The sequence below is a fragment of the Nocardioides piscis genome (assembly GCF_011300215.1).
GTDB lineage: Bacteria > Actinomycetota > Actinomycetes > Propionibacteriales > Nocardioidaceae > Nocardioides > Nocardioides piscis.
Window position 1 is genome coordinate 3,713,352 of record NZ_CP049866.1, and the last position, 19,592, is coordinate 3,732,943.

17 protein-coding genes are annotated in these 19,592 nt (G+C 69.4%); 4 read left to right on the forward strand and 13 right to left on the reverse strand.

What is annotated here, in order from left to right; genetic code table 11:
- Positions 1-10 precede the first annotated feature (10 nt).
- Together G7071_RS18235 and G7071_RS18240 are read left to right on the forward strand one after the other, a co-directional pair.
- Positions 11-988, forward strand: coding sequence for an endonuclease/exonuclease/phosphatase family protein (locus tag G7071_RS18235; RefSeq protein ID WP_166320774.1), 978 nt, complete (start codon positions 11-13; stop codon positions 986-988).
- Between the two features lie 82 nt (positions 989-1,070).
- Entirely contained in the window at positions 1,071-3,029 is a 1,959-nt protein-coding gene (locus G7071_RS18240) for a sensor histidine kinase (protein ID WP_166320775.1), read from the forward strand.
- A gap of 33 nt (positions 3,030-3,062) precedes the next feature.
- Here G7071_RS18240 and rodA read toward each other — a convergent pair whose 3' ends face one another.
- From rodA to G7071_RS18265, 5 genes are read right to left on the reverse strand one after another with little or no spacing between them, the layout of a single operon-like run.
- Complete coding sequence (gene rodA / locus G7071_RS18245) at positions 3,063-4,262, reverse strand: rod shape-determining protein RodA (RefSeq protein ID WP_166320776.1); 1,200 nt, start codon at positions 4,260-4,262, stop codon at positions 3,063-3,065.
- On the reverse strand, positions 4,259-6,379 hold the full coding sequence (mrdA, locus tag G7071_RS18250; RefSeq protein ID WP_166320777.1) for a penicillin-binding protein 2: 2,121 nt from the start codon (positions 6,377-6,379) through the stop codon (positions 4,259-4,261). The genes rodA and mrdA overlap by 4 nt, the downstream gene beginning before the upstream one ends.
- Positions 6,379-6,888, reverse strand: coding sequence for a rod shape-determining protein MreD (gene mreD / locus G7071_RS18255; protein WP_166320778.1), 510 nt, complete (start codon positions 6,886-6,888; stop codon positions 6,379-6,381). Before mreD ends, mrdA begins: the two co-directional genes overlap by 1 nt.
- A complete protein-coding gene (gene mreC / locus G7071_RS18260; protein ID WP_246210176.1) occupies positions 6,885-7,829 on the reverse strand; it encodes a rod shape-determining protein MreC in 945 nt (314 codons plus the stop codon). Before mreC ends, mreD begins: the two co-directional genes overlap by 4 nt.
- Positions 7,829-8,857: a rod shape-determining protein gene (locus G7071_RS18265; protein ID WP_166320779.1), complete on the reverse strand. Its 1,029-nt coding sequence runs from the start codon at positions 8,855-8,857 to the stop codon at positions 7,829-7,831. Before G7071_RS18265 ends, mreC begins: the two co-directional genes overlap by 1 nt.
- A gap of 267 nt (positions 8,858-9,124) precedes the next feature.
- Here G7071_RS18265 and G7071_RS18270 point away from each other — a divergent pair, with 267 nt between their 5' ends.
- Positions 9,125-9,322, forward strand: coding sequence for a hypothetical protein (locus G7071_RS18270; RefSeq protein ID WP_166320780.1), 198 nt, complete (start codon positions 9,125-9,127; stop codon positions 9,320-9,322).
- A 6-nt stretch (positions 9,323-9,328) separates the two neighbouring features.
- Here G7071_RS18270 and ndk read toward each other — a convergent pair whose 3' ends face one another.
- The 4 genes from ndk to G7071_RS18290 form a co-directional block, all read right to left on the reverse strand.
- Positions 9,329-9,751 (reverse strand): nucleoside-diphosphate kinase, encoded by a 423-nt coding sequence (gene ndk / locus G7071_RS18275; RefSeq protein WP_166320781.1) that lies wholly within the window; start codon positions 9,749-9,751, stop codon positions 9,329-9,331.
- 201 nt (positions 9,752-9,952) lie between these two features.
- Positions 9,953-10,351 (reverse strand): DUF4233 domain-containing protein, encoded by a 399-nt coding sequence (locus tag G7071_RS18280; RefSeq protein ID WP_246210178.1) that lies wholly within the window; start codon positions 10,349-10,351, stop codon positions 9,953-9,955.
- A complete protein-coding gene (locus tag G7071_RS18285; protein ID WP_166320782.1) occupies positions 10,348-11,712 on the reverse strand; it encodes a bifunctional folylpolyglutamate synthase/dihydrofolate synthase in 1,365 nt (454 codons plus the stop codon). The genes G7071_RS18280 and G7071_RS18285 overlap by 4 nt, the downstream gene beginning before the upstream one ends.
- Before the next feature lie 32 nt (positions 11,713-11,744).
- Positions 11,745-12,626 (reverse strand): GNAT family N-acetyltransferase, encoded by an 882-nt coding sequence (locus tag G7071_RS18290; protein WP_166320783.1) that lies wholly within the window; start codon positions 12,624-12,626, stop codon positions 11,745-11,747.
- Between the two features lie 77 nt (positions 12,627-12,703).
- On the opposite strand from G7071_RS18290, the gene valS reads away from it, so the two are divergent.
- Positions 12,704-15,325, forward strand: coding sequence for a valine--tRNA ligase (valS, locus tag G7071_RS18295; RefSeq protein WP_166320784.1), 2,622 nt, complete (start codon positions 12,704-12,706; stop codon positions 15,323-15,325).
- A gap of 1,025 nt (positions 15,326-16,350) precedes the next feature.
- Here valS and G7071_RS18300 read toward each other — a convergent pair.
- The 4 genes from G7071_RS18300 to G7071_RS18315 form a co-directional block, all read right to left on the reverse strand.
- Positions 16,351-16,737, reverse strand: a complete 387-nt coding sequence (locus G7071_RS18300) for a hypothetical protein (protein WP_166320785.1) — start codon at positions 16,735-16,737, stop codon at positions 16,351-16,353.
- Between the two features lie 125 nt (positions 16,738-16,862).
- Positions 16,863-18,146, reverse strand: a complete 1,284-nt coding sequence (gene clpX, locus G7071_RS18305; protein WP_166320786.1) for an ATP-dependent Clp protease ATP-binding subunit ClpX — start codon at positions 18,144-18,146, stop codon at positions 16,863-16,865.
- Between the two features lie 125 nt (positions 18,147-18,271).
- Entirely contained in the window at positions 18,272-18,880 is a 609-nt protein-coding gene (locus tag G7071_RS18310; protein WP_166320787.1) for an ATP-dependent Clp protease proteolytic subunit, read from the reverse strand.
- A gap of 5 nt (positions 18,881-18,885) precedes the next feature.
- Complete coding sequence (locus G7071_RS18315) at positions 18,886-19,473, reverse strand: ATP-dependent Clp protease proteolytic subunit (RefSeq protein WP_281351789.1); 588 nt, start codon at positions 19,471-19,473, stop codon at positions 18,886-18,888.
- Positions 19,474-19,592 lie beyond the last annotated feature (119 nt).

The window sequence follows — 19,592 nt, forward strand, 5'->3', positions numbered from 1 at the left end:
CACTGGCCCGGTGATCAAGCGCGAGTTCATCGTCCGCGCGAGCCTGCTGGTCCTCGTGCTCGGCATCATCGCGACGCTGGTGGTCCTCGACCGCTCCCGGGGCGACGACCGGCCCGCGGCGTCGGCCACGACCACGCCGACCCCCACTCCCACCGGGACCGTCGAGGCCCTGCCCACTACGAGCCCGGTCCCCCGCGGCGGCAAGAACTCGACCGACGCGATCCCGACGCCGCCACCGGGCATCGAGGCGATCGCGTGCCAGAAGCTCCAGACCTCGATGGAGATCCGGGTCCTCTCCTTCAACACCAAGAGGTCCTTCGCCGGGCTGAGCGCCGTCAACAGCGCGATCTCGTCCCTGGACCCCGACATCGTGCTGCTCCAGGAGGTCGACCGGCTCCACGGCCGCACCGGCCGGGTCGACCAGGCCGCCTACTTCGCCGAGCAGCTCGGCATGAGCCACGCCTTCGGCGCCAACGTGCGTTCGGCCGGCGGTGGTGAGTACGGCGTCGCCATCCTGTCCAGGTTCGAGATCCTCAACAGCGAGAACTACCCGCTGCCCAACGGTCCCGGCGGGGAGCCCCGCGGCCTGCTGCGCGTCGGGGTGGAGATCGGCGGCCAGGAGGTCCGCGTCTACAACACCCACCTGCAGAACAAGCTGGTGGGGCTGCGAGAGGCCCAGGCCCGCCACGTCGCAGGCATCCTGGCCAACGAGGAGAACCCGATGATCCTGGGCGGTGACATGAACGCGACCATCGGCACGCCGACCCTGGCCCCGCTGACGAGCCTGCTGGTGGATGCCTGGACGGCCGGCTCGGGGCCCGAGGGCACCGGCCCCAACGGGTCGCGCATCGACTTCCTGCTGACCAGCCCCACGATCGAGCCGCAGCGGGCCCAGGTGTTGCGCTCGGGAGTCTCCGACCACGCGCGGCTGGTCGCAGACTTCGTGGTCCCTGCCTCGACCGACTGTCCGACCAGGCGCCGCGGCTGAGAGCCGGGTCGCGCGATAAAAAATTCAATCAAGTACGGGGCCAGCGAAGTCGTCATAGGCTCGCCTCCCAGGGGAGGGACTGATGCCGACAAAGACACGCAGGGCGCCTCGCCATGTCCTGTTCCTGTTGACGTGGTGGGTCGCTGGTTGCATCGTCGCGCTCGCAGAGACCCCGTCCCCGGGCCTGCCCACCGAGCTGTGGCCGCCCGTGGGCGTCGGGTTCGTCCTCCTGACCCTGGTCTGGGACGGCAGGTCCCGTCCAGACCAGTCGGCGATCGGCGTGAGCGCCCTGATGGCGGCGACCTTCTTCGGTTTCGCACTGGTGTTCTCCCACCCGGTGGTGGAGGCGGCATTCATGGCCGTCACCAACACCCTGGCGGCCGTCCTGATGACCCTCGCCTATGCGGTGACCAAGGACCAGGCGGGTTGGGCGCCGCGGCGTGGGCTCGCGCTCCTCGGCATGGTCCTGGGTGCGGTCGTGGCCTCCGGCCTGCTCGCCCTCGTGGGTGGTTTCCCCGACCTCGCGGCTGGCAGGTTCGAGCCGCTCACGCTGTGGTGGGCCATCCGCAGCACGATCTTCGCCTTCATCGGCGGCGCCACCTTCCTGATCTTCTTCCACGGTGACCGTGAGCGGTGGCGCCGCACCACGCCACCGTCGCGCCTCGCCCTCGCAGTGCTCGTCGTGGTGTCCCCCATCTGCGTCTTCCTGGTCTTCGTCGATCCCGAGCTGCCCCTGACGTGGTTCCTGCTCCTCCCCGCTGTGGCCGCGGGAGTCTCGCTCACTCCCTTCGGCGCAGCCGTGCACGCCCTGGCCCAGGCCCTCACGGCCGGTGCCATGGCCTTCTTGCCGTTCGACCAGTTCGCCTACGTCGGCGTCCTGCCACCGTCGCTGCTGGTCGACCTGCTCCTCGCCGTCAGCACCTTCGTCACCATCCAGATCGCGCTGCTCCGCGACGAGCGTGAACGCGCCAACAGCGCCGAGCAGGAGCTCCGGCAGCAGGCCGACGCCCGCGCCACCCTCCTGGGACAGGTCTTCGACTCCATGTCGGACGGCATGATGCTGTTCAGCTGGGAAGGGGACCTGCTCCGCTACAACCCGGCGGTTCGCCACATCTTCGGCCGACCGATCCCCGAGACGCTGACCCCCGGTCTGTGGTCGGACTACCTCGGGCTCTGTCACGAGGACGGGACACCGGTCCAGGACAACGAGCTCCCCGGAGGCCCGGGGCTGCGCCGACACCAGATCGACGCCGTCATCGGTCGCGGCGGCGACCGGCGCTTCGTGGAGATGGGCTCATGGCCGATCTCGGACTCCGAGATCCTGGTCCTGGTGGCAGACGTGACCGATCAGCGTCGACGCACCGCCGAGCTCGCCCAGTTCGCGGGGGTGGTGGCGCATGACCTTCGCACCCCCCTGATGAGCCTGCGGGGCCTCCTCGAGCTTGCGGCCTACGAGGTGGCCCACGGCAAGACCGATGAGCTCGCTCCCCTCATCGAGCGGGCCGAGGGGGCGAGCGCGCGGATGGAGCGCGTGGTCGAGGGCTGGATCAACTACACGCTGGTCCGAGAGGGCCGACTGACCCCGGAGAACGTCTCCCTGACCGATGTCGCCGAGGACGTGTGCGGCACCTATCGCGAGAGCCCCCACGTCGGCACCCGCATCGCGGTGCGCGCCCCCCACCTCGTGCGTGCTGATCGCGGCCTGACGCGACAGCTGATCGCCAACCTGGTCGCGAACGCCGTGAAGTTCTCGCCGCCCGGCACGCCCGCCCACATCGAGATCACCTCCACGGACGACACCGAGGCCGGCTGGGTGCGGGTCGAGGTCGCCGACCGAGGGGTGGGCATCCCGACGGGCCAGGAGCACCGCATCTTCGAGGAGTTCCACCGCGCACCCGGGCGCTCCACCCGCATCGAGGGCACCGGCCTGGGCCTGTCGCTGTGCCACAGCATCGTCACCCGGCACGGAGGCACGATCTCGGCCAGGAACAACGAGCACGGCGGAGCGACGATCACCTTCACCCTGCCTGCGGCCGACTGAGGCGCCCGGCCGGCCACCCCCTGGCTGTGATGCCTAGCGGCGCGTGAGCACGCGTGGCGCCGCCAGCAGCCTGGTCGGCAGCGCCGCAGACGATCGCAGGTGGATGTTCTGGAGCAGCCCGAGGGCGAGCATCCCGGCGAACATCGACGACCCGCCGTACGACACGAACGGCAGCGGCACCCCGGTCACCGGCATGATGCCCAGGCACATGCCGATGTTCTGGAAGGCCTGGAAGCCGAACCAGCAGGCGATCCCGCCCGCCGCCACCCGGCCGAAGATGTCGTCGGTGTCGGCGGAGATGGCCAGGGCCCGCCAGATGACGATCCCGAGCAGGGCGATCACGAGCCCTGCGCCCAGCAGTCCGAGCTCCTCACCGGCGACGGTGAAGATGAAGTCGGTGTGTTGCTCGGGCACGAACCCCGACCGCGTCTGGGAACCGTCGAAGAGGCCCTGGCCGAAGAGCCCGCCGTTGCCGACCGCGATCCGCGCCTGCTCGGTGTTGTAGCCGGCGCCGCGTGGGTCGAGACCGGGATTGGTGAAGGCGAGGAAGCGGTCGACCTGATAGTCCTTCAGGACACCCGCGCTCACGGCGGCGGCCGCTCCCGCGATGCCGGTGACCGTGAGGCCCGCCAGCCAGCGCCGGTCGGCACCTGAGACCGCCAGCACCCCGAAGACGGTCGCCGACAGCACCAGCATCGTCCCGAGGTCGGGCTGGAGCATGATCAGGGCCGCGGGCACGCCGGCGAGGGCGAGCATGCCCAACACCTCCGGTGTTCGTACGCCGCGGCGCCAGCGACCTTCCGTGCGCTCGGCCACCAGCAGGGCCATGCCCACGACGACCGACAGCTTGGCGAACTCCGACGGCTGGATCGACATGCCTGCGACCTGGAGCCACGAACGAGATCCGTTGATGGTCGATCCTGCGACCAGCACCAGCCCCAGGCCCACGATCGAGCCGAGGTAGAAGACCGGAGCGACGATCCGCACCCACCGATGGTCGGTGGCCATCACCGTGACCATCAGCACCAGTCCGATCGCCACGTTGACCAGCTGCTTGGTGAGGTAGGCGGTGGCCTCCCCGCCGGTGAGGTCGTCGCGGGTCGAGGTCGCCGACCACACGAGCAGGGTGCCGAGGACGATCAGCCCGGCGGCCGCGCCCATCAACAACCAGTCGAGCCCGGGAGCCTTCAACGTCGCCCGCCCCGGGACCGCCGGGGCCCTCGACACGCTCATCGCTTCGCCTCGGCCGGGGGCAGGATCGAGCCGTCGTCGAGGAAGGTCGGCAGCGTCCGGGGGGCGACGACACCGGGGATCGCCGCCGCCGCCGGCACCACCCGTTCGCCCTTGACGCCGTAGAGGGTCTCCCAGATCTTGCGGATCGCGTCCCCGGTGGAGCCGGAGCCGGTGCCGCCCTGGCTGATCATCATCACCACGACGTAGTCCTCGGTGTAGGAGGCGACCCAGCCGGTCGACTGCTTGCCGTAGACCTCGGCCGAACCGGTCTTGGCCCGGACCTTCACCTCGTCCAGCGGGAAGCCCCCCAGCTTCCACGCCATCGTGCCGACCCGGCTGACGTTCGCCAGGGCACCGTCGATGTAGTCGAGGTACTTCTTCGGCACGTCCACCGTGCCCGACTTCGTCGGAGCGATCCGTCGCAGCACCTCGCCCGACGGGCTCACCACGGCCTTGGCGACGGTGGGCTGCCACAGCGTCCCGCCGTTCGACAACGCGGCATAGGCGCGCGCCAGCTGGAGCGGGGTGACGATCGTGTCGCCCTGACCGATGGCGAAGTTGACTGCGTCCCCGGCGCGATAGGCGTAGCCCTCGATGCAGAACTCACGCGCGAACTTGTAGACGAAGTCGCTGGTGTCCTTGGTCTGCGGCTTGTCGGCGAGCTCGCAGTAGTAGTCCTTCATCGACTCGTAGTAGTCGCGCTTCCACTGCCGGTCGGCGATCCGCCCCGGCGCCTCGCCGGGGATGTCGATCCCGGTGCGGGACCCGAAGCCGAAGGTCTGCGCCTCCTCGACCAGCGGGTCCTTGGCGTCGACGTCGTCGACGTCGGAGCCGAAGCGCTGCCAGAAGTCGTGGCCGATGCGATAGAAGAAGGTGTTGCAGGAGACCTCGAGCGCCTTGGCGAAGCCGATGTTGCCGTAGGCGCCCGACTCGTAGTTCTTGAACACCCGGTTGCCCACCTGGAACCCGCTGGAGCACGGCAGGCTGGTGTCGGTGCGATAGCCGTTCTTCAGCGCGCCGGCGGTCATGAACGGCTTCCACGTCGAGCCGGGGGCGAACTGTCCCTGCATGGCGCGGCTCAGCAACGGTGTGCCGGCCTTCTCCGAATAGAGACGGTCGAGCTGGGTGCTGCTGATGCCCCCCACCCACACGCCCGGGTCGTACGTCGGTTGGCTGGCCATGGCCACGACACGGCCGGTGCGAGCCTCCAGCACCACGGCGGCGCCGGAGTCGGCGGCATAGTTGCGCCCGGTCACGTCGTCGAACTGCGTGCGCTGGAAGGCGATCCGCTCGGCCAGCGACTTCTCCACCACGCTCTGGACCTTCGCGTCGATCGAGGTCACGAGCGTGTCACCCGGGGTGGCCTCGACGGTCCCGTCGTCGCCCCGCACGCGACCCATGGAGTCGACGGCGACCCGGCGATATCCCGGCAGCCCGCGCAGCCACTGGTCGTACTGCTTCTCGACCCCCGCCCGGCCCACGCTGGACGCGCCGTTGAGCGACCGGTCGTCGGCGGCCTTGGCGACGTCGTACTCCTCCTCGGTGATGGGGCTGAGATAGCCGAGCACGTGGGCGAGGTTGACGCCGAACGGCCGCGGATAGGCGCGGACGTCCTGCTGCTCGGCCAGCACGCCCGGATAGTCCTCGGGCTGCTCGAGCACCCGCAGCGCCACGTCCTTGGGCACGTCACGCGCGACCGGGACCGGCTGGTAGGGCGAGCCGTTCCAGCAGGTGCCGCGAAGGCTGCCCTCGTGCCCGCAGGTCACCAGGCGCTTCTCGAGGGCCTCGGGGGTCTGGTTGACCACGACCGACACCCGACGGACGAGCTCCTCACGCTGGCGCTCCCGGAGCTTGTCGAGCACGTTGCGGTCGATCGAGATCACCCAGGCGGGCCGGTTGGCCACCAGGGGTCGCCCCTGGTCGTCGACGATCAGGCCCCGCTGGGGCTGGACGACGATGTCGCGCACCGACTGGTCGGCCGCCATCGCCTGGTAGCCCTCACCGTCAACGACCTGGATGTAGTAGAGCCTGGCGAAGAGGGTGACGAAGAGCGAGAAGGCGAGGGCCTGCACCACGACGAGGCGCAGCCGGCTGCGCTGGGAGCCCGTGGCCGCCATCAGGCGGTCACCGCACGCGGGTCGAGCCGGTCGAACATCTTCATCAGCGGCGGCAGGACGAGGGGGGTCAGCAGGACGTCCCAGACCAGCGCCACGGCGATGACCAGGAGGAGATCGGGGACCGAACCACCCTCCCCGAGGACCAGTCCGGTCAGGGCGAAGATCGAGGTGCCGACGAACGATGCGGCGGCGACCGTGGCGATGACCGCGGTGGCGGTCGGCTTGACGTCCTGGCGCACCCGGGCGGCGAGGAAGGCGACGACGGTCAGTGCCAGGGCCCAGCGTCCAGCCACGTGGTCTGCGGGTGGCACGAGGTCGAGCGCCACTCCGGCGGCGAAGCCGAGGACCATTGCCGAGGGGGCGTCCATGGTCAGCGCGGCCGCGACCACGACGAGCAGGCACAGGTTGGGGACGATGCCGTGCCAGGCCAGGTGTGGGAACACCGAGACCTGCAGCACCAGAGCGACCGCGAGGGCCAGCATCGCGAGGAATCCCTGGGTCCGGGTCATCGCAGCGCTCCGTCGGCCTCGATCACGGCCCGGTCACTGGTCGTGCCGGTCGGCACCATGACCCCGACCACGTCGAGGGCAGAGAAGTTGACGAACGGCTCGACCACCGCACGCTGCGAGCTCTCCCGCAGGCTGGTGAAGACGTCGGTGACCCGACCCACGGGCACACCCTCCTGGTAGGGACCATCGGCGCTGCCCCACGTCACGACCGTCTCGTGCTTGGCCGGGACGACCGCGTCGTCGACCAGGCGCAGGTCGAGCTCGTCGTCGCCGAGGGAGCCGGTGCCGTGCACGAAGCCGATCTCCATGCTCGACCCGGCTCGACCACCGACGATGGACTCGGTGTCGATGATCAGCAGCACGGTCGCGGTGGTGCGGGTGACGCGCAGCACCCGCCCGACCAGGCCGTCGTTGTTGATCACGGTCATGTCGGGGCCGATGCCCGCGCTCGAGCCTGCGTCGATGGTGACGGTGTTGCTGAACGCCTGGGAGGGGCCGTAGGCCACCACCCGGGCCGGGACGAGCGCTCGCCCGAGGTTCTCGGCAGCCTTGGTGAGCCCGTCGTACTCCTCGAGGCGGTTGCGGTCGAGGTCGACCGTCGCGGCCTGGGCCCGCAGCTCGGAGTTCTCCGCGGAGAGGTCACGGATCTCCTGGCTGAGCGAGCCCTGGTCGCGGAACCAGGAGGGTACGGCGGTGAAGGGCCGGACGGCGGTCGCCGTGGCAGCCTCCACGGGCCCGAACACCTCCCCCAGGGCGCGGCGGGCCGGGTCGACCGGAGAGCTGCTCCCGCCGCTGACGTCGAGGGTGATCAGGGTGACGCTGGCCAGCACCAGGGCGACGAGCAGCGAGCGGGGCGGACGGCTCCGGGCGTCGAGCCGGTCCATCCCGCGCCAGCGGCGCTCCCTGCCGAACAGCGAACCGCCTCCCCCCAGACCGGCCATCAGAAGCGCCGTCGCTCCGAGACGAGGACCTGCTGCAGGGCCTCGAACTCCTCGACACACTTCCCGGCGCCGAAGGCGACGCTGGAGAGCGGGTGCTCGGCGACGTGGACGGGCATCCCGGTCTCGTGCCGGAGGCGTTCGTCGAGACCGCGGAGCAGTCCACCTCCCCCGGTGAGGACGATCCCGCGGTCCATGATGTCGCCGGCCAGCTCGGGAGGCGTCTGGTCGAGCGTCGTGCGGACCGCGTCGATGATGTTGTGCAGCGGCTCCTCGAGCGCCTGCCGGACCTCGGAGCTGGAGACGACGACGGTGCGCGGCAGGCCCGAGACCATGTCCCGACCGCGGATCTCTGCCTCGGGCTCGCTCGGCAGCGGGAAGGCCGACCCGATGGTCAGCTTCACCTCCTCGGCGGTCCGCTCCCCCAGCATCAGGGAGTATTCCTTCTTCATCCACGCGATGATCGCCTGGTCGAGGTCGTCGCCTGCCGTGCGCACGCTGATGCTGGTGACGATCCCCCCGAGGCTGATCACCGCGACCTCGGTCGTGCCGCCGCCGACGTCGACGATCATGTTGCCGGTCGCCTCGTGCACCGGCAGCCCGGCTCCGATCGCGGCCGCCATCGGCTCCTCGACGATGTAGACCTTCCGGGCACCGGCCTGGTAGCCGGCCTCCTTGACCGCGCGCTGCTCCACGGCGGTGATGCCGCTGGGAACGCAGATGACCATGCGGGGCTTGGCGAAGTAGCGGCGGCGGTGCACCTGTTGGATGAAGTAGCGCAGCATCTGCTCGGTGGCCTCGAAGTCGGCGATCACGCCGTCCTTGAGCGGTCGGATGGCGGTGATGCTGTCGGGGGTCCGGCCGATCATCCGCTTGGCCTCGTGACCGACGGCCAGCACCTCGCCGGTGTTGGTGTTCATCGCCACGACCGACGGCTCGTCGAGCACGACGCCCTTGCCCCGGACATAGACCAGCGTGTTGGCGGTGCCGAGGTCCACGGCCATGTCGCGGCCGATGAAGCTAGAAGCCATGCGCGCTGCCTCGCAAAGAGTTGCGTGTGTACGAAGGAAGGCGGGCCGGCGCAGGATGGTGGCCGTCGACCCGACCTCAGCGTAGGTAGGGTCCGACCCCGTTCCCGGCAGGACACGCCCTGCCGCAGCGGCCCAGCTCGGGCTAGGTGGAGGCCAACGCCCAGGACCCGGCCGGCGAGGCATCCCTCTCCGGGGCGGTCGGCCAGCACGACCCGGCTGTCGCCACGCCACCGGTGGAGATCGCCGACGTCGACCCGGCCGCCGATCGTGCTGTCCTACCTCGCCAAGCAGCTGGGCCAGAAGGGGGGCGCCGCTGACGGTGGCGCTCTGGGATCGATCCTCTCGAGCATCCTGGGCGGAGCGGCCCAGGGCACTGAAGGCTCGACGGGCTCCGGTGGCAGCGGTGTGGGCGGCGTGCTGGGCGACCTGCTCGGCGGCCTCCTCGGAGGTGGCCGCAGGGCCTGACGGTGCTCAGGCGAGGTCTGTGAACCAGATCGCGATCTCGCGCTCCGCGGACTCGGGGGCGTCCGATCCGTGCACGATGTTCTGCTGGACCTTCTCGCCCCAGTCGCGGCCCAGGTCGCCCCGGATGGTGCCGGGTGCGGCGACGGTGGGGTCGGTGGCCCCCGCCAACGAACGGAAGCCTTCGATGCAGCGCTCGCCCTCGAGCACCATCGCAGCCACCGGACCGGAGAGCATGAACTCCACCAGCGGCTCGTAGAAGGGCTTGCCCTCGTGCTCGGCGTAGTGCTCGGCCAGCAGCTCGCGGGTCGCGGTCCGCAGCTCGAGTGCGACGAGACGGTATCCCTTCGCCTCCACGCGACGAATCACCTCGCCGGTGAGGCCTCGGCGTACGCCGTCGGGCTTGACAAGGACAAGGGAGCGCTCGGTCATGGCGCGAGCCTAGCGACCTCCCAGGCAGGGTCGGTCGACAGGAGCCTTGCCAAACTCCGCGAGACGTGGTTCATTGGGATTCAGGCCACATTTGTGGCGCTACCCCGGACCCCGGTGGCGCGGACATTGCAGCGCACACCGCCCCCCTAGGGTCCCCCACCCGAATGGTAGTGCCGCTCCCGCGCCACCGGCCGAGCAGCTTCAGGGCTGTTCGGCGCGATAGGCCGCCCACGCGGCCGCCTTCTCGCGCTCGATCTTGCGACCGAGGAAGTCCGCCATGCCCCACAGCAGCGCGAAGATGCCGCCGAGCACGAACATCATGGCGATGACGAAGCCCAGGCCGATCGCGGCGACCTGGATGAGATAGCCGACCGCATAGGCCCAAGGGGCTCGCAGCATGCCGGCGAGGAGCAGGCACGCCAGGGCCAGCCCCAGCCCGACGCCGAGCGCCGTGGAGACGGGGACGTCGGCGATCCGGATCATCACCGGAGTCGTGAGCGCGATGGTGATCGCCTCGAGGCTCAGGACGGCTGCGCACATCCCTCGACGAGGCGACCGCTCGGTGTTGTGGGGGTGCTGGACCTGCGCGTCGCTGTTCACTGCCTGCGACCCCGCTTCAGCATCGTGCGGGCCTCCCCGACGGTGACGACCGAGCCGGTGACCAGCACGGCCCCGGACCCGAGTGCGGCACCGAACGCCTCGCCGGCCTCGGCCAGGGCTGCCGCACGGTCGATGGCGTCAGCAAGGTCGGGGACGACCGTCACCCGGTCCTCGCCATAGATGTCGACCGCCGCCCTGCCCAGCTCGGCGGCGGTCATCGACCGGGGGGTGGAGTTCTGCGTGCAGATGAGGTGGCTGAAGTGCGGCTCGAAGGCCGCGAGGAGCCCCGCGGCGTCCTTGTCACTCATCACGCCCATCACGCCGATGAGCGGGGAGAAGTTGAAGGAGTCCTCCAGCGCAGCCCCGGTCGCCTCTGCGCCGTGCGGGTTGTGGGCCGCGTCGAGGACCACGGTCGGACTGCGCCGGACCACTTCGAGTCGCCCGGGAGAGGTGACGTCGGCGAAGGCGGCCCGGACGAGGTCGGCGTCGAGCGGCGCCTGGCCCGCGAAGGCCTCCACCGCAGCCAGCGCGACGGCGGCGTTGTTGGCCTGGTGTGCCCCGTGGAGGGGCAGGAAGACGTCGTCATAGCGGCCTCGAAGGCCCTGCAGGCTCAGCAGCTGGCCGCCGATCGCGGGGACACGAGAGATGACGCCGAACTCCATCCCCTCACGCACGACGGTCGCCCCGACCTCGGCGGCCCTCTCCAGGAGCACCGCGGCCACCTCGGCTGACTGCTCCGCCAGGACGGCGGTGCAGCCCGGCTTGATGATCCCGGCCTTCTCCTGCGCGATCGCCGCGAGTGACTCGCCGAGGTACTTGGCGTGGTCGACCGCGATCGGCAGCACGACCGCGACGTCGGCGTCAGCGACGTTGGTGGCGTCCCAGCTGCCCCCCATCCCGACCTCGAGCACGGCCACGTCGACGGGCGCGTCGGCGAAGGCCGCGAACGCCATCCCGACCATGGTCTCGAAGAACGAGAGCGGGTGCTCCTGCTCAGCGTCGACAAGGTGGGTGTAGGCAGCGACGTCGTTGAACGCGCGGACGAACTCGTCGTCGGTGAGCTGCTCCCCGTCGATGCTGATCCGTTCGCTCATCCGCTCCAGGTGTGGGCTGGTGAAACGACCGGTCCGCAGGTCCAGAGCACGGAGCAGCGTGTCGATCATCCTGCTGGTGGACGTCTTGCCGTTGGTGCCGGTCAGGTGGATGACCCGCAGGGACGCCTGCGGCTCGCCGAGCAGCTCGGTGAAGGCGCGGATCCGGTCGAGGCTCGGCTCGAGCCGGCTCTCGGGCCAGCGGGACAGCAGGGCGTCCTCGACCTCGGCACAGGTCTGGGCGAGGCGGGGCGTGGAAGGCTGGCTCATGTCACGCCTGAGTCTAGGGCGTGGCGTGCCGCTCACTCGACGAGCAGGTTGACCATGTCGACGACCGGGCGATAGCCCAATGCCTCATAGATCCGGTTCGAGGTGGGGTTGGCCTGGTCGGTGAACAAGCACGCTCGCGCGCCTTCGTCCACGATCTGCCGCGACACTGCAGCGACGGTCGCGCTGGCATATCCGCGACCGCGTTGCGTCCTGGGCGTGTAGACCGGCCCGACCCTGACGACTCCGAAGGCCGGGGCGCTGGCTCCGGTGAGGTGCACGGCCTGTCCTTCCTCGTCCTCCCACAACCAGATCCCGCGACGGCCGATGCGGCGGCGCATGTCTGCCTCGTCGGGAAGCTCGTGGAAGCTGCTGCCCGGCTCACGAGCGCTCTGCTCGTCGGCGTCGTGCGAGAAGGCGGCGAACCACGCCAGCGCCAGGTCCACGTCGTGCTCGTCGGCGACCCGCAGCCGTCCGGGCACGGCAGCCGGTTCGACCAGGTTGTCGAGCTCGAAGAGTCGGGTGTGCTGCGCCACTGCGACCGAGGCACCCACCAGTCGCGCCGTCTCGTCGGCGAAGGTCCGCACTGCTGGCAGGGCCCCGTTGGCCGCCCCGACAGTCTCACCGCGCTCGTGCAGCGTCCGCGCCAGCAGGAGGGCGGCCTCGTCGGGCATGGGCAACAAGAACAGGGGCCGTGCACCGAACGGGGCAGTGCGCATGGCCACCCCGCGCAGCGCTGCACCCTCTCGCGCCACGACATACCAGTCCCGGGGATCCGGGGTGACACCCTCGGACAGGTCGGCCAGCGCGCGCTCCGCCACCGACGACACGACGGTCGACACGACCGGCTCCCGGGCGAGGTGACGGGCAGCGAGCTCCAGGAAGCCGCCGGGGTCCGTGAAGAAGTCGAGGCGCATGGTCTGACGCTAATCACCGGTCGTCGAAGCTGGAACGCGTTTTCTCGCGCCCGAGCCGCGCTCATAGACTGCGCGGCATGACCTCCCCCAGCTCCGAGCCCGAGTCCACGACGTCCACACGCCGCGACGTCGTCGTACCGGACCGGGCCGCCCTGGAGGGACTGGAGGCCAAGTGGTCGGAGCAGTGGAGGTCCGACCAGACCTATCGCTTCGACCGCACGGCCGCGCGCGCCGACGTCTACTCCATCGACACGCCGCCGCCGACCGTCAGCGGCAGCCTGCACGTGGGGCACGTCTTCTCCTACACCCACACCGACCTGATCGCGCGCTACCACCGCATGACCGGCAAGAGCGTCTTCTACCCGATGGGCTGGGACGACAACGGGCTGCCGACCGAGCGGCGCGTCCAGAACTACTTCGGCGTGCGCTGCGACCCTTCCCTGCCCTACGCCGCCGACTTCACCCCACCGGAGAAGCCGGACCCCAAGAAGCAGGTTCCGATCAGCCGGCCCAACTTCATCGAGCTGTGCGAGCAGCTTGTCGAGGAGGACGAGAAGGTCTTCGAGGCGCTGTGGCGCACCTTGGGGCTGTCGGTCGACTGGAACGAGAACTACACGACGATCGGTCCCAAGGCCCGACTCGTCAGCCAGACCGCGTTCCTGCGCAACTTCGCCCGCGGTGAGGCCTACCTCTCCGAGGCACCCACCCTGTGGGACGTCACCTTCCAGACCGCTGTCGCCCAGGCCGAGCTCGAGGCCCGCGACTATCCGGGCCACTACCACCGGGTGGCGTTCCACCGTCCCGACGGATCTCCGGTCCACATCGAGACCACCCGGCCCGAGCTGATCCCGAGCGTGGTCGCACTGATCGCCCACCCCGATGACGAGCGCTACCAGTCGCTCTTCGGCACCACGGTCACGTCGCCCGTCTTCGGGGTCGAGATCCCGGTGGTGGCGCACCCCGCCGCCGAGCCCGACAAGGGCGCCGGCATCGCGATGTGCTGCACCTTCGGCGACCTCACCGACGTCATGTGGTGGCGCGAGCTCAATCTCCCCGTCCGCACGCTGATCGGCCGGGACGGCCGAATGTCTCGCGAGACGCCCGAGTGGCTCTCCGAGCCGGGTGCCGCATCGGCGTACGAGGAGCTGAAGGGCAAGACCGCGTTCAGCGCCCGCGAGGCCGTCGTGGCCGCCCTGCGCGAGTCGGGCGACCTGGACGGCGAGCCGAAGGCGACCCAACGCATGGCCAACTTCTATGAGAAGGGCGACAAGCCGCTCGAGATCGTGGCCACCCGCCAGTGGTATGTCCGCAACGGCGGCCGGGACGCGGAGGTGCGCGGCGAGATGCTCGAGCGTGCCGACGAGGTCACCTGGATCCCCACCCACATGAAGCACCGCTACGACAACTGGGTGGGCGGGCTCAACGGTGACTGGCTGATCTCGCGCCAGCGCTTCTTCGGCATCCCGTTCCCCGTCTGGTATCCCCTCGACGACGCCGGCGACCCCGACTACGACCACCCGCTCCTGCCGCGTGAGGACGCCCTGCCGGTCGACCCGTCCACGCAGGCCCCCGAGGGCTACGACGAGTCGCAGCGCGACCAGCCGGGCGGCTTCATGGGCGACCCGGACGTGATGGACACCTGGGCCACGTCGTCGCTGACCCCGCAGATCGCCGGAGGGTGGCTCACCGACGAGGACCTCTTCGACCGGGTCTTCCCCTACGACCTCTGCACCCACGCCCACGACATCATCCGCACCTGGTTGTTCAGCCGGGTGGTCCGGGCACACTTCGAGCACCACACGGCGCCGTGGACGCACGCGATGATCTCGGGCTTCATCGTCGACCCCGACCGCAAGAAGATGTCGAAGTCCAGGGGCAACGTCGTCGTCCCGACCGAGATCATGGACAAGTACGGCGCCGACGCCGTCCGCTGGCGCACCGCGCTCGGACGACCGGGACTCGACTCCCCCTTCGACGAGTCGCAGATGAAGGTCGGCCGCCGACTGGCTATGAAGGTCCTCAACGCCTCGAAGTTCGTGCTCGGCAACGTCGGCGCCTCAGCCCTCGACCACTTCGCGGTCAGCGCACCCATCGACTGCGCCCTGCTCGGGCGGCTCGAGGTGGTCGTGCGCCGCGCCACCGAGGCGTTCGAGGCCTACGACTACACGACCGCCCTCGAGGTCACCGAGAAGTTCTTCTGGGAGTTCTGCGACGACTACCTCGAGCTGGTCAAGGAGCGCGCCTACGACGAGGACGGCGGGGCTGCCACCGACTCCGCACGAGCCGCGCTGGCGATCGCCCTCCACGTCCAGCTGCGCCTGCTGGCGCCGTTCCTGCCCTACGTCACCGAGGAGGTGTGGTCGTGGTGGCAGACAGGGTCCATCCACCGCTCCACCTGGCCGGTTCCCACCGACCTCGGTGCGGCCGCGGCCGCTGATCCGACCGCCGTCTCGGCGGTGGCTGCGGCGTTGATCGGGGTCCGCGGCGCGAAGTCGAAGGCAAAGGTGTCGATGAAGGCCGAGCTCTCCCGGGTGGAGATCTCCGGGCCGTCCGCGCTGGTCGCGGGTGTCGAGTCGGCGGCTGACGACCTGCGCCGGGCCGGCAAGATCACCGGCGACCTGGTCTTCACCGTCGACGACTCGACCCAGGAGATCTCGGTGGATGCCGAGCTTGCCGAGGTGGCCGACCCGCCTGCCTAGGGGGTCTCAGCGGCCCTTGCCGGCGCCGTTCGACTTGCCCGGCCCCGTGACGGCGCTCTCCGGCGCCGCTGCCTCCGTCGTCTTGGTCGACTTGTCGCTCTTGCCGCGCTTGTCCGCCTTGGTGGACTTGGGGCCCTTGTCCGCCTTGGGGCCCTTGTCCGCCTTGGTGGACTTGGGGCCCTTGTCCGCCTTGGGGCCCTTGTCCGCCTTGGGGCCTTGGGGGCCTTGTCCGCGTCGGCCTGTTGCAGGCTTGACCCTTCGGACAACTCGATCTGGGGCGCCAGAGCGCTTTCCTGGCGTTGGCCCTTGCCAGCCCGGTCGCCGTCACGCTCGGCCTGCTTGGCGGCCTTGTCCGACTCTCGCGCTGTCTTGCGAGCGACCTGCACCGTCGGCTCCTCGCCGCCGTCGACAGGCGCACCAGCAACGACCGGCACCGGGGCCGGACTGGCGACAGGCGCGTCAGTGGGATCGGTTGGGTCAGCGGCGTTCGTAGGCTGCGGATTGCCGCCTGCAGCTGCGGACGGAGTTGCAGTCGGGGCGGCCGTCGGTGTCGCACTGACCGGGCTGACCGGGCTGGCCGTCGGCGTTGCTGACGACGTGTTGCCGGAGGGGCTCGGCTGCGAGGTCGAGGAGTCAGAAGCCAAGGACCGAAGGGTCGCCGCGAACGATGGCGCCGGCACGAAGGCCTCCTCGGTCACCGGCGACGCCGGCGGCTGGGGGGCGGGGGTGATGATGGCGGGTTGCTGGCTGGCGACGACGCTGCGGCGCACGTCCAGCACTGCGTCCTTGGCGGTGTCGCGCACCCCCTGTCCCAGGGTCAGGGCGCACAGGAACGACACCATCACGAACGCGACCAACGGCCGCTTGTGCTCTGGGTTCACCCCGAGTTCCCTCCTGTGTGGACAGGACTGGTTTCCAGTCTCGCCGCAGACCGGCCTGCACCGAAGGCCCCGGCCCAAAGATGGCCCGAACGGACTATGCCGCACCACCCTGTTGGGGCAGTCGAACTGCCTTGGTCACACACGTCATTGGGCGAGCAGGTCGGCCAGTGACAGCCCTGAGCCCCGCAGCTGCGTGTATGAGTACGGCGCCGGATCAGGCGCGACCGGCTCAGGCTCCGGCTCACTGCCAGCCGTGGCCTGCGCACCCAGGACTTCGACCGACGGCGCCGGGCTGGGGTCGGCTGCGGACGGTTCAGCCGCGGGCGGGCCGGCCGGCGCGGGGCCGGTGGACGGCCCGGGTGCCGGTTGGCCGGGCACCTCGGTCTCGGAGGGCTGAGCGGTCGTCTCGCCGTCGCGCAGTCCCAGGCGCTCCGCCACGACGTCGCTCCGGATGCCCTGGGCGAGCATGAGGGCGCACAGGACCGACACGAGGACGAAGGCGACTGTGGGTCGCTCGTGCTCCGTCTTCACGCGCACCCCTCCCTCGTGGCACCGGTGACTAGCGCCATTCTCGCTTGCACAGTGCCCGATCGCACCAAGAACAGTCCACGAGAGCGGCCGCGTTCACCCCTAGGAGGCAGGGACGAGCAATCGAGCTAGGCGGACTTCTTCTTCTTCGAGTCCGACTCTCGCGCCACGAGGGTCGGGGCCATGTCGTCCTCGACCACCTCGCGGGTGACGATCACCTTGGCGATGTCGTCTCGCGACGGCACGTCGTACATCACGTGGAGGAGGACCTCCTCGATGATCGCCCGCAGCCCGCGGGCACCCGTGCCCCGATCGAGCGCCTTCTCCGCGATCGAGATGATGGCCTCGTCGGTGAACTCCAGCTCCACACCGTCGAGCTCGAAGAGCTTCTGATATTGCTTGACCAACGCGTTGCGCGGCTCGGTGAGGATCTGCACGAGTGCCTCGATGTCGAGCTTGGTCACGCTGGCGATCAACGGGAGTCGACCGATGAACTCGGGGATCAGCCCGAACTTCGTCAGGTCCTCGGGCCGCACGAGGGCCATCAGGTCGTCGGCGTCACGTTCTGCCTCGCCGCGCACCTCGGCGGTGAAGCCCAGCGTCTTCTTGCCGACCCGCTGCTCCACGATGTCCTCGAGCCCGGCGAAGGCGCCGCCGACGATGAACAGGATGTTGGTGGTGTCGATCTGGATGAATTCCTGGTGGGGGTGCTTGCGCCCACCCTGGGGCGGGACCGAGGCCGTCGTGCCCTCCAGCATCTTCAGCAGCGCCTGCTGGACACCCTCGCCCGAGACGTCACGCGTGATCGAGGGGTTCTCGGACTTGCGAGCCACCTTGTCGATCTCGTCGATGTAGATGATGCCTGTCTCGGCCTTCTTGACGTCGTAGTCGGCGGCCTGGATCAGCTTGAGCAGGATGTTCTCGACGTCCTCGCCGACATAGCCGGCCTCGGTGAGAGCAGTGGCGTCGGCGATGGCGAACGGGACGTTGAGCATCCGTGCGAGGGTCTGCGCGAGGTAGGTCTTGCCGCAGCCCGTGGGGCCGATCACCAAGATGTTGGACTTGGCGACCTCGACGGACTCTTCCTTGCTGTGCTTGCCGTTGAGCGGCGCCAAGCCGGACTGCACCCGCTTGTAGTGGTTGTAGACAGCCACCGCGAGCGACTTCTTGGCGTGCTCCTGCCCGATGACGTAGGAGTTGAGGAACTCGAAGATCTCGCGCGGCTTCGGCAGCTCGTCGAGACTGACCTCGCCCCCCTCGGAGAGCTCCTCCTCGATGATCTCGTTGCACAGCTCGATGCACTCGTCACAGATGTAGACGTTCGGGCCAGCAATGAGCTTCTTGACCTGCTTCTGGCTCTTGCCGCAGAAGTTGCACTTCAGCAGGTCGCCACCGTCACCGATTCGAGCCACGGGTGTGTCCTCCGGTCCTGCCAGGTCGGGATCCCGGCTTCTCGAGCTCCTTGACGGTACCCCGTGCCGGGCCCCGGTCGGGTCCGGACACGAGGTGCCGCCACATGATCATTGGGTCGCCAGGCTCAGGCGAGCGCCGGAATGCTCTTGCGGGACTCCAGCACTGCGTCGATCAGGCCGTATTCGACGGCCTGCTCCGCGGTGAGGATCTTGTCGCGCTCGATGTCACGGCTCACCTGCTCGACGTCCTTGCCGCTGTGCTCGGAGATCATCCGCTCGAGCAGCTCACGCATCCGCAGGATCTCGTTGGCCTGGATCTCGATGTCGGAGGTCTGGCCGAACGTGCCCTCGGTGTAGGGCTGGTGGATGAGGATCCGGCTGTTGGGCAGCGCCAGACGCTTGCCGGGAGCACCGGCCGCGAGCAGGATCGCGGCGGCCGACGCAGCCTGGCCCAGGCACACGGTCTGGACGGCGGGCTTGATGAAGCGCATCGTGTCGTAGATCGCGGTCAGGGCGGTGAAGGAGCCACCCGGGGAGTTGATGTAGATGCTGATGTCCTGGTCGGGATTCATCGACTCCAGGGACAGCAGCTGGGCCATCACCGCGTTGGCGATGTCGTCGCTGATCGGCGTGCCGAGGAAGATGATCCGCTCTTCGAAGAGCTTGGTGTAGGGATCGATCCGGCGGAAGCCGTAGGCGGTGCGCTCTTCCCACTGGGGAATGTAGTAATTCATCGCGATCAGTCCTTCTGCCGCGCCGGGCGGCCTTCGTCGGCGGCCTCGCGGGCGTTGGTGACGACCTTGTCGACCAGGCCGTATTCCACCGCCTGCTCAGCGGTGAACCAGCGGTCGCGGTCGGCGTCGGCGACGACCTGCTCGACACTCTGGCCGGTGTGCTGGGCGATCAGGTCGAGCAGCACCTTCTTGATGTGGAGCGACTGCTGCGCCTGGATCTTGATGTCGGAGGCCGAGCCGCCCATCCCGGAGGAGGGCTGGTGCATCATGATCCGCGCGTGCGGCAGGGCGTAGCGCTTGCCCTTGGTGCCCGCACACAGCAGGAACTGGCCCATCGAGGCGGCGAGTCCCATGCCGACGGTCGCGACGTCGTTGGGGATGTAGTTCATGGTGTCGTAGATCGCCATCCCGGCGTCGACGGAGCCACCCGGCGAGTTGATGTGCAGGAAGATGTCGGCCTTTGGGTCCTCGGCCGAGAGCAGCAGCAGCTGGGCGCAGATCGCGTTGGCGTTCTGGTCGCGCACCTCGGATCCGAGGAAGACGATCCGCTCGCGCAGGAGCCGCTGGTAGATGTGGTCGTCGAGGCCGTACATCGACCCGCCGCCGTTCATCTCGGGCGAGAGAGCTGGGCTGGAGTTCTGGTTCACGTCAGCGACACTAGCCCGAAGCACCGACACTTCCACGCGATACTCACCCCTGTTCGCCCACAGCG